Origin of the sequence: Corynebacterium sp. ACRPS, from assembly GCF_022346005.1 — a bacterium.
Lineage (GTDB): Bacteria > Actinomycetota > Actinomycetes > Mycobacteriales > Mycobacteriaceae > Corynebacterium.
This window is the reverse complement of record NZ_JAKRMY010000028.1, coordinates 1-9,835: the sequence shown is the minus strand read 5'-3', so window position 1 is coordinate 9,835 and position 9,835 is coordinate 1. Positions and strand designations below refer to the sequence as shown.

The window sequence follows — 9,835 nt, the reverse complement described above, 5'->3', positions numbered from 1 at the left end:
TCGCGGCTTCACGCCGGTACTCAGGCGTGTATTTCTGGCGTTGTTGACTCACAATGAACATCCTCTCTTACGGACACAAGATCCGCACTAATCGGGTGTCCACTAAACGAGGGTAACCTCACGTGCGGAACATCCGAAGGTGCTGACGGAATAGTATTCGCTCCGCCAGGAACAAAAACAACCTGCTGGTTAGCACACGTCGGAGCGGACATTGGGTTCCCAGGAATCGCCGCAGTGGCGGCGGGAGCAGAAAGTGCAAGTGCAGCTGCAGAGATTGCGCCAGCAGCCGCAGCTTTCACAGTAAAATTCATATAATTTCCCATTTTCAAAAGGTTCCGGCGGTTTGCACGGGTTACATTACATGAGTCTTAGTTAACAGGCGACACCCCAACGCACTGTAACCAGACACATTTTCACATGAAAAATCCCGAGACACCGTTCTTACACGATGCCTCGGGACACTATATTGTGGAGCTAACGGGATTCGAACCCGTGACCCCCACACTGCCAGTGTGGTGCGCTACCAGCTGCGCCATAGCCCCATATACGAGGTGCAACCCTGTGGGCCGCAACTCGTATGAATATACATGGCGAGTATTTAACTCACCAAATCGCCTGCTACTTGGTGGCGACGTCTACCCAGTCATTCAAAGACTGACCAGAATCCTTATCCGGAATATCCTTGCCGTTTTGGACAACGCGCGGCGAGGAAACGGAGTCGGTTTCCTTTTTCAGCTTGTCTGAGTTTGCCTTGCCAACCTTATTACCTTGCTCGATATCCACGTTCTTGATGGAATCAACCACGGCATCCTCGGCGCCGAGCTCCTTCGCTTGGTCAGCGATGTCTTCGATTTCCCACTGGCTGGCAACGCTCTGCTGGTTTTGCATCATGTAGTCGCGCAAATTCCAGTAGGTCTTCACATCGCCGGACTTAGCTAGTTCCGACAAGGCTGCCGCAGCCTTAGTGGAGTAGCCATCATTGTTTTCATCACGCACCTTGTCCAAGAAATTCAGTGTGCGCACGTGGACGACCAGCTTGCCATCCTCAATCGCCTGCTTCATCTCCTCATCGGTGCTTTCCGCCAACTCCGCGCAGTGGGGGCAGGAGAAGTCTTCGTAGAGGTCTACTTCTGGAGTATCGTCATTGGCCGCATCGGACTTCAGGGTAATCGCGTTGTCCTTATAGTCCATGGACATATTGACGTCTTGCACCTCGATTTCATTGGCTTGCTTGCCATTCCACACGATGTAGCCAATGACCACGGCGATAATAACGAGGAGGACGCCGACGCCCCAGATGAAACCATTGCCAGACTTGGCATTTGGGTCACTTACTTTGCTCATTTAAACCTTGCCTGTAGATACTTTCGGACTCTTGCAACCTACTGTGCCCACCACTACGGGTGGAGCGCAAATTTCGTGAACGGGCGTTTGATGGTCCATGCGGTAAGGGCGAGGAAGGCGGCATCGCGAAGCAGCGTCAGCCCGTAGTTCATGCCGGGCTCCGCAGCAGCATCACCAGCACCAAAGCACCCGCAATCGATGTCCAGCCCACGCAGCCATGCCTGGAGAATGCCGACCATGAAAAGCACCATGACCACGGCCGCAACTTTGGAGGACTCGCGGAGGAAAATACCCAGCAGAAGGAGCATTCCGCCCACCAGCTCTAGCGGGCCAATGAGCTGGGCCAAATACCCAGACCATTCGGGCGTGAAAATCTCATAGGCCTTGATGGATTGCATGGTATCCAGCGGGTGCGCCATCTTCTCTACGCCGGCGATGATCCACACCGCGGCCATGCCAAAGCGAGCAATGAAGCTCACCACATCAAACGTCTTATCCACGCCGATTAGTTTAGCGTTTAACCTCCTTTTTTCAGATACAATGCCCTGTGCTTTTCCTGAGACTTCGCCCACTATGATGGGCCCCATGCCGCACTTCCTCATCGCCGGGTCCGGTGCCGCGCTCGGCGCCGGTGCCCGCTATCTCTTAACCATCGCGCTCGGCGGCGGGCTGATCCCGCTGCTTATCCTCAACATCGTCGGCAGCGCGCTGATGGGATATACCCGCCCAGGGCCTTTCTGGGGCACCGGATTCTTGGGCGGTTTTACCAGCTTTGCTGGCTTTGCTTTCTTCACCGCAGATTCCCACTGGAGCATCGCCCTGGCCTATGTCGCGGCCACGCTCGTGGGCTGCACCGCCGCCTACCTCGCTGGGGATAAGCTGCGATGAACCTGCTCTTCGTCCTTATCGGCGGTTTTCTCGGCGGCGCGGCGCGCTACGGTTTTACCCGCCTGCTGCCCTCGCCGTATTGCACCTTCGTATCCAATATCCTGGGCTCCTTGGTTTTTGGCTTGGCGGTGGGCTTTTCGCAGCTTGCCGATGCCCCCTTCACCCATCCCCTCTTCGCCCTCGGCCTCGCCGGTGGACTTTCCACCTGGTCCACCATGGCGAAAGAGCTAGGGGAAATGGTCAAACAGCGGCAATGGTGGCCCCTATGCAAATACCTCTTTTGGACCATCGGGATCGGAGTGGTTTTAGCCTGGCGCGGGGTGATGTGGGCTGGACTTATCTATCACGGGATCTAGGTACGCAATTCCCAGCTCGCTCCTAGCTAGATTGGACCAGCGCAGGCCTACGATTTCTCTGTGTGAACTTCTTTATGAACCTGCCATTGGCCGAGCCCGTCAACGGCGTCATATTCCTCCTCATCCTCGCGGTAGCGGCGATCGTTGTTATCACCCAAAAGAAAATCTGGCCGATACTTTTCGCCCTAGTCCTCTGCGCCATTGCGTGGTTCTTCCTCCGGCGCTGGGAAGTACCCTGGCACATCTATCTAGCCGCGGTGGTTCCCCTGGCCGCACTCCTCCGCAGGCCCAAGGTGATCACGGTCGTGGTGGGAATCTTTTCCCTCTTGGCCACCGTCGGGCTAGTCAATATGGAATATCAAACCTATCCAGACGTTGGCTCCCTCGACCCGCGCCCTGTGGCGAAGGAAATGGACTATGACGAGTTCACCACCACCCATTCCGGCGCCGCCCTCGTCCACGTCGATCTGCCCGGCGCAACGTCCCACTTCTCCGCGCGCACCGCCACCGCGTATATCCCGCCCGCATACTGGACGAATCACAACCTCCCAGTTCTGGTCCTTCTCCACGGCAACCCCGGCGGACCGGATCAATGGTTTGGTTCGGGCGAAGCGGACGAAACCGCCGATCAATTCCAAGCGGCCAATGGCGGGCGCAGCCCCATCGTCATCGCCGTCGATGCCACCGGTTCCGAGACCGCGAACCCCATCTGCGCCGATAGCGATGTCGCCCAAGTCATGACCTACCTCACCCGCGATGTTTCCAAAGATATAAAGTCAAAGTTCCAAGTCAACAACGATCAGCACACCTGGACCATCGGCGGGCTAAGTTACGGCGGCACCTGCGCGCTGCAAATAGCTACCACCCATCCGAATGCCTACGGCTCCGTTATTGATATCTCCGGCGAGGCCGAGCCGACCATTGGCAGCCATTCCGCCACCGTTAATAAGTTTTTCCACGGCGATGAATCCGCCTATAACAACCAAGACCCCGCCTACCTCTTGGAGCGCAACCGCTACGACAACCTTCAGGCCATCTTCATCGCCGGTGATGACGATGCCGCATCCGTCAACGCCCTGCGCTCGCTATCAGATAAAGCTCGGGCAGCCGGAATGAAAACCTATTACGGCACGCGGCCGGGTGGGCACTCCTTCCAGGTCTGGCGCCCCGCGCTACGCGAATCCTTTGCTTGGGCCGCTGCCCGCGGCGGCATCAAGGTAGAAACAGATCCGTTCGATGGGATTAACAATGTCCATTCTTAAAAAGCTTCCCGTTTCCATCGCTCTGCTGGCCATCATGTGGTCGCTACACCTCGTCGATTTTCCCCTCAAACCGTGGCTTGCGCTCACCACCGCTCACCCGGGTGCTTCCATCATCATTACCTTGCTCATCGCCACCTGGCTCGCCCCGGCCGAGTGGCTCCTCGGTTCCACCTATACCCTCACCACCGGGCTGGCGGCGACGGCGATTGGAGTGCCGATAACGCTGGGCATCGCCAAGCACTGGCCCAATAGCACCGACTTCCTCAGCCCGATTGGATTCATCGTAGGCGCGGCCGGGTTCGCCTCCGCGTTCATGCCTCGCCTGTGGCGCCGCCGCCTCCGAATTTCCATTCTTTCCCTGACCGCCACGTACGTGCTGTACGCGGGCGCGCTTTCCGATGTCCTCGGTATCACCACCGCCGCCCTATCCATCGCCGCCGGCCAGCTGCTCGCCAAACCCGCGCCCGGTACGCCGACCGTGCGCGAACAGCGCGTGCTCATCGCCGTCTGCGTCGCCTGCGTTGCGATAGGCCCCGCCTTCATCGCTCTGGATCCGTTGGCGCAAGGCCCATTTTCCGATGTCACGCGCCTGCTCTGGCAAGATAGCCGCGGGATCGGGCCCGTGATAGCCAACCTGTTACCGCTCATCTTGCAGCTCGTCTTTTGCTTCGGCCTCGTGCGCGGGCGCATCACCGCCTGGAGGCTCGCGGTCTTATCGCAGGTAGCGGCCCTTGCCCTGCTTGCCTATAGGCTTTCTTTCCTCCCCGAGCTCATCCCTGTCACGCTGCCTTGGCTTAGCGTGCTCGCAATCCTGCTCATTAACCGGCGGCTGTTTCCCACCCACGAAAACCGCGCCTATCTCCTGCGCACCGCTCTGTTAAGCGCTGGCATCGCCGCATGCGGTTCGGTGCTCTGGATTCTCATCGCGCAGCTGCACGCCCCACTGCCGAACGTGCTCGCTGAAACCCCGTTGCGCTTCCTGCCCACCGTGGTGGCCCTGATACTTCCCCACCACGTAATCCCCACGTCCTCCCTCGCCTGGTTCCTTTACGAGTGGATAGGAAACGCCTTTTGGTTCTTCGTGGCCTTCCGCCTCTATCGCGGTTTCTCCCGGCCCACCGATCCAACGAATGAGGCGGATCTCCGCACCGCGCGCCGCCTGCTTGAATCCGGCACCGGCGACCACCTTTCCTTTATGACGCTGTGGAAATCCAATCGCTACTTTTTCCACGGCGATTCCTTTGTGGCTTACCGCGTCTCCAACGGTGTCGCCCTCACCCTAGGCACGCCCGTGGGCCGCGATATCAGCGCCGAATTCGCAGCCTTCGCCGCCCACCAAGGCTGGGCCGTGGCCTGGTATTCCGTCAACGCGGACTTCGCCGCCGCCCACCCGGAGCTCAAGCGCGTCCACGTTGCCGAAGAGGCCGTCTTGCCCTGCCGCACAGAGTTCAAGGGAAAGAAATTCCAGAACGTGCGCACCGCCCGCAATAAAGCAACCAAGGAAGGAATTCGCACCCGCTGGACCAGTTGGGCTGAACTCGACCTGACCACCATCGCCAAGATCACCGCGCTCAGCGAGGAATGGGTAGCAGAAAAGGCGCTGCCCGAAATGGGATTTACCCTCGGCGGGCTAGAAGAAATGAAAGTCCCCGGCACTCGCCTGCTGCTTGCCGAAGCCCAGGACGGCACCCTCCACGGCGTCACCAGCTGGATGCCCGTCTTCGAAAACGGCTCCATCGCGGGCTATACCCTCGACGTCATGCGCCGCAACGAGCACGGCTTCAAGGGAGTTATGGAACTGCTCATCTCAGAAGCCTTGCTCATCGCAAACGCCGAGGGCTGTGCCTGGATCTCCTTATCCGGCGCCCCTCTGGCCGGGCAAGCACCGTCGCCCTCCTGGCTCGACAATCTCTTGCAGCGCCTAGGCAATGAGGTCGAGCCCTTCTACGGATTCCACAGCCTGGCGGCAAGCAAAAAGAAGTTCCAGCCCGAAGAGCACCCATGGTTCCTGTGCTACGACGACGAGCTGAAACTTCCTAATATCGGTCTAGCGACGATGCACGCCTACCTTCCAGACCTCAAGACCACGGATGCGGTCAAGGCCTGGATATCCAGGCATTAATCCGCAATCGCCTCCAGCGGCGGCGTCTTTGCCGCGCGTTGCGATGGCCATACCGCTGCAATGATGCCCACAACTGCGGATCCCAGCAGCATGGTTACCAACATGCCCCACGGAACCTCGGCGCCGCCAAGGCCCTGATCATTCAAGATCTCAATGAAGGACCAGCCCAAGCCGAGGCCAATGAGAATTCCCATGATCGCACCAAAGAGCGAAATCTGGACCGACTCCAGTGTGATCATCCTGCGGATTTGGCGGCGCTGCGTACCCACCGCACGCAACATGCCAATCTCCTGGCGGCGTTCGATAACACCCAAGGTCAAGGTATTGACAATACCCAGTACCGCGATGATCACGGCTAGTGCGAGAAGACCGTAGAGAATGGCCAGCATCTGGTCGATGAAGCCAGCGGCCTGACCCGCGTATTCCTTACCGGTATTGACCTGCACCACCACGAGATCCTTGACGGCATCCTCGAGGTTATTGCGCAGCTCTTCCTTGTCATAGCCTTCTTGACCTAAGACGCCCACCATCTGCACGGAGAATTCACCGTCAGCGGCGACCTGTTCTGCCACGTCCTGCGAAACCACCATATTTTGAATGGTCTCGATGGGTTCAAAGGTACCGACCAGTTTCGCTTCCGCAGTCTTGCCCGGCTCGCTCCCGGTGACCTCGTAGGTCTCTCCTACCTTCCAGCCATTTTCTTTGGCGAAGTCTTCCGTGGCGGCAAAGCCACCTTCAATATTGGCATCGCCTTCCACCATGTTCATCGCCAGCATCGAGGTAGGGTCAGCATCCACCGTCACGGTGAACAACCCGCCGCTACCAAAGTCCAAGGAGGCCTGACCGTCCACGGCAACCGGCGCCGAGCCGACGGTAATGACCTTATCCACACCGTCTGCCTCTGCGGCACGCGCACCGGTTTCCTTCGGCGTCGGGAAGTTTCCGGAGCTTGGTCCGGACAAAATATAGTCCGACGTAATAGTTTGGTCCACCGTATCCGAGATGGAAGCCTTCATTGTCTGTCCCAGCATGCCGATGCTCGTGACCAATGCCACGCCCAAGGTCAGGGCAAAGGCCGTGGCGGCGGTGCGGCGCGGGTTACGCCGCGAGTTGGTAGCAGCCAGCTTGCCGATGGACCCGAATGGTGCACCGATAGCCCTGCCCAGCGTTGGCACCAACGGCAAAGAGAGTGCGGGCCCGGCCAGGAAGAAACCAATAATCACTCCGACGGCGCCGAGGCCAACGAGAATGGCGCGGACGTTCGTTTCGGCATCGCTAAGCACGCCTGCAAACGCCGCGATAATGCCGCCAATCATGATGATGGCACCGAAGATCGTGCGCACCTTTAACGAAGAGCCGGAGGCCGACTCCGTCGTGCGCATCGCCTCAACCGGTTCCACAGCACCCGCGCGCCGCGCCGGAGCCCACGCGGAGACCACGGTGACAATCGTGCCCAAAATAATGGGGACCACCACGGCCGACACGCTCAAGCCCAAGCCACCGCCGATGTCCATCCCATTGGCGCCCATAACCGCCTTGATAACGGCGACCAATCCCACGCCGGCAAGAACGCCGACGATGGAGCCCAGCACACCAACGATAACGGATTCCACCACAACGGAATTGGTGATCTGGCGACGCGAAGCGCCCAAAGCGCGCAGCAGAGCAAACTCCTTGATGCGCTGGGCCACAATCATGGAGAACGTATTGGCAATAATAAAGGTGCCCACCAACAAGGCAATCAGACCAAAGGCAACGAGGAAGTAGTTCACAAACTTCAATGCCTCAGTCATTGCTTCACTGGTTTGCTCTGCCAGGCGCTCACCGGATTCGACTTTGATGTCGAACTTGTTATTGAGGTCATCGACAAGCGCATTCGCATCCACGCCATCAGCAGCAGAGACCTTCAGCTGGGAGGGATCACCAAAGCGTTCTAGGTAATTCGCCTCGTCCATGCGCAGCTCGATGCTATCGCCCTGCTCTACCGGCGGTTCCGCGATACCCGCGACCTTAACCTCGTCCTGGCTATCCGGATGAACCACCACAAGCTTCTGTCCAACGGAAATATCGTATTTCTCCGCAGCAGAGGAATTGATCGTTACCTCATCTAAGGCTTGCGGCTCATTGCCTTCAATGAGCTCACTAGCGCCGCCGACGGTTTTATCCGCAGGATAATACGGCACGAGGCTCGCAGTACCGCTCTGAGTTTGGAAGGCCTCCGAGTTTTCATCGGCAACAACTACCGTCTGCGAGTCAGCGACGTTGATGTTTTTAACCTCGGGATCATCAAGCAGCTGTTGGCGCAGCACTTCATCCAGCTTCTGGTCACTATCGTCATTCTCACTGACCACTGCGTCTACACCGCGGAATTGGTTATCCACCGCGGAATCAAAAGTGGCCTTTAATGAGTTAGTGAACATGAAAGAGCCAGCAATAAAGGCGGTGCCTAAAACCACCGCCAAAATTGTCAGCCCAAGGCGCAACTTATGCGCCAAAATATTGCGCACGGATACCCTGCGCATTGCGTTTCCGCGTGCCATTTAACCCTCAATCTCTGCCATTACATTGTGAATGGCCTCCATCGTTGGATCCTGCAGTTCATTAACGAGCTTGCCATCAGCAAGGAAAACAACGCGATCGGCATAAGACGCCGCTTTAGCATCATGCGTCACAATAACCACAGTCTGGTCATCCTGGTCCACTGCAGTCCGCAGAATATCCAGCACCTCAGCCGAGGAATTGGAGTCCAAGTTACCCGTAGGCTCATCTCCAAAAATAATCTCCGGCCGCGACACTAAGGCGCGAGCACAGGCCACACGCTGCTGCTGACCACCAGACAATTCCGCCGGACGGTGCTCCAACCGCTCCGCCAGCCCCAGGCGACGCGTGACTTCCTCGAACCATTGCTTGTCGACGTCCTTACCCGCAATGTCAGTCGGCAGCGTAATGTTTTCCGCCGCCGTCAAGGTAGGGACCAAGTTGAAAGACTGGAAAATAAATCCCAGGCGATCACGACGCAGCGCCGTAATGTCTTTGTCATTGAGGTGGGACATATCGGTATCTCCGATAAACGCCGACCCAGAAGTAGCAGAGTCTAATCCTGCCATCGTGTGCATCAACGTAGATTTGCCCGAACCCGAGGGGCCCATAATGGCCGTGAATTGGTTCTGTCCAAACTCAATAGAAACGTGATCAAGGGCGATAACAGCCGTGTCATCGCTTCCGTATTGCTTAAACAAGTCAACGGCGCGTGCCGCGGCATCAGTCATAAAGCGTGTTCTCCTTGTAAATGGGAAATTACCTCTCTATATAGTAACCCGCTTATTCGCAGTCTCTCATCATCCCATGGGCTGATTTGGGCGTATTGGTGTGGTGGTGTTGGGTTGGTGGGGTTTATTTTTTGTTGTTGTGTTTGTTTCTTTTGTGGTTGAGGAATTGTGTCCAGGTGTAGTGCCAGTGTGTGTTTGTGGTGGCGAGTGGTCCTTTCGGGTGGTCTGTTTGGTAGGTTCCGTCGGTGTGTAGCCAGGCGATGGTGCCGGTGATTGGGTCCATGATGTAGTGGACTCGCTTGTCGGTTTTGATGTTGTGGTGGTGTTGGCACAGGGTGACGAGGTTGTCGGGGTTGGTGGGTCCGCCGTTGTTGTATTCGATGCGGTGGTCGAGTTGGCATGTGTGTGCTGGGGTGGTGCATCCGGGCCAGCGGCAGGTGAGGTCTCTTCCTTGTGTGTAGGCGCGGATGTGGCTGGTGGGCTGGTAGTTTTCGGTTTCTTGTGGTGTGAGTTGTCGGGTGAAGGTGTCGATGTTTTCTAGGTTGGTGATGCGGGACCAGCCGTAGCCTGGGAAATACACTTTCGTATCACCAG

9 protein-coding genes and 1 tRNA gene are annotated in these 9,835 nt (G+C 57.5%); 4 read left to right on the top strand and 6 right to left on the bottom strand.

Features of this window, described 5'->3' with window-relative positions; genetic code table 11:
• Positions 1–469: 469 nt before the first annotated feature.
• From MHX65_RS11230 to MHX65_RS11220, 3 genes are all read right to left on the bottom strand, one after another.
• A tRNA-Ala gene (locus MHX65_RS11230) sits at positions 470–542 on the bottom strand.
• A gap of 76 nt (positions 543–618) precedes the next feature.
• Positions 619–1,344 (bottom strand): DsbA family protein, encoded by a 726-nt coding sequence (locus MHX65_RS11225; protein ID WP_239270139.1) that lies wholly within the window; start codon positions 1,342–1,344, stop codon positions 619–621.
• Positions 1,345–1,397: 53 nt separating this feature from the next.
• Positions 1,398–1,844, bottom strand: coding sequence for a MauE/DoxX family redox-associated membrane protein (locus MHX65_RS11220; protein ID WP_239270138.1), 447 nt, complete (start codon positions 1,842–1,844; stop codon positions 1,398–1,400).
• A gap of 85 nt (positions 1,845–1,929) precedes the next feature.
• Between MHX65_RS11220 and MHX65_RS11215 the strand changes: the two genes are divergently transcribed.
• The 4 genes from MHX65_RS11215 to MHX65_RS11200 all read left to right on the top strand — a co-directional run bounded on the left by MHX65_RS11215 (position 1,930) and on the right by MHX65_RS11200 (position 5,972).
• Entirely contained in the window at positions 1,930–2,232 is a 303-nt protein-coding gene (locus MHX65_RS11215) for a fluoride efflux transporter family protein (protein WP_239270137.1), read from the top strand.
• A complete protein-coding gene (locus MHX65_RS11210; protein WP_239270136.1) occupies positions 2,229–2,588 on the top strand; it encodes a fluoride efflux transporter FluC in 360 nt (119 codons plus the stop codon). Before MHX65_RS11215 ends, MHX65_RS11210 begins: the two co-directional genes overlap by 4 nt.
• Before the next feature lie 62 nt (positions 2,589–2,650).
• Entirely contained in the window at positions 2,651–3,850 is a 1,200-nt protein-coding gene (locus tag MHX65_RS11205) for an alpha/beta hydrolase (RefSeq protein ID WP_239270135.1), read from the top strand.
• Positions 3,837–5,972 (top strand): bifunctional lysylphosphatidylglycerol flippase/synthetase MprF, encoded by a 2,136-nt coding sequence (locus MHX65_RS11200; protein WP_239270134.1) that lies wholly within the window; start codon positions 3,837–3,839, stop codon positions 5,970–5,972. Before MHX65_RS11205 ends, MHX65_RS11200 begins: the two co-directional genes overlap by 14 nt.
• Here MHX65_RS11200 and MHX65_RS11195 read toward each other — a convergent pair.
• The 3 genes from MHX65_RS11195 to MHX65_RS11185 form a co-directional block, all read right to left on the bottom strand.
• Positions 5,969–8,512, bottom strand: a complete 2,544-nt coding sequence (locus MHX65_RS11195) for an ABC transporter permease (RefSeq protein ID WP_239270133.1) — start codon at positions 8,510–8,512, stop codon at positions 5,969–5,971. The genes MHX65_RS11200 and MHX65_RS11195 overlap by 4 nt on opposite strands.
• Positions 8,513–9,241 (bottom strand): ABC transporter ATP-binding protein, encoded by a 729-nt coding sequence (locus MHX65_RS11190; protein ID WP_239270132.1) that lies wholly within the window; start codon positions 9,239–9,241, stop codon positions 8,513–8,515. It abuts the gene before it with no gap.
• A gap of 124 nt (positions 9,242–9,365) precedes the next feature.
• The coding region (locus MHX65_RS11185) for an HNH endonuclease signature motif containing protein (protein ID WP_239270131.1) at positions 9,366–9,835 on the bottom strand (470 nt) is incomplete at its 5' end.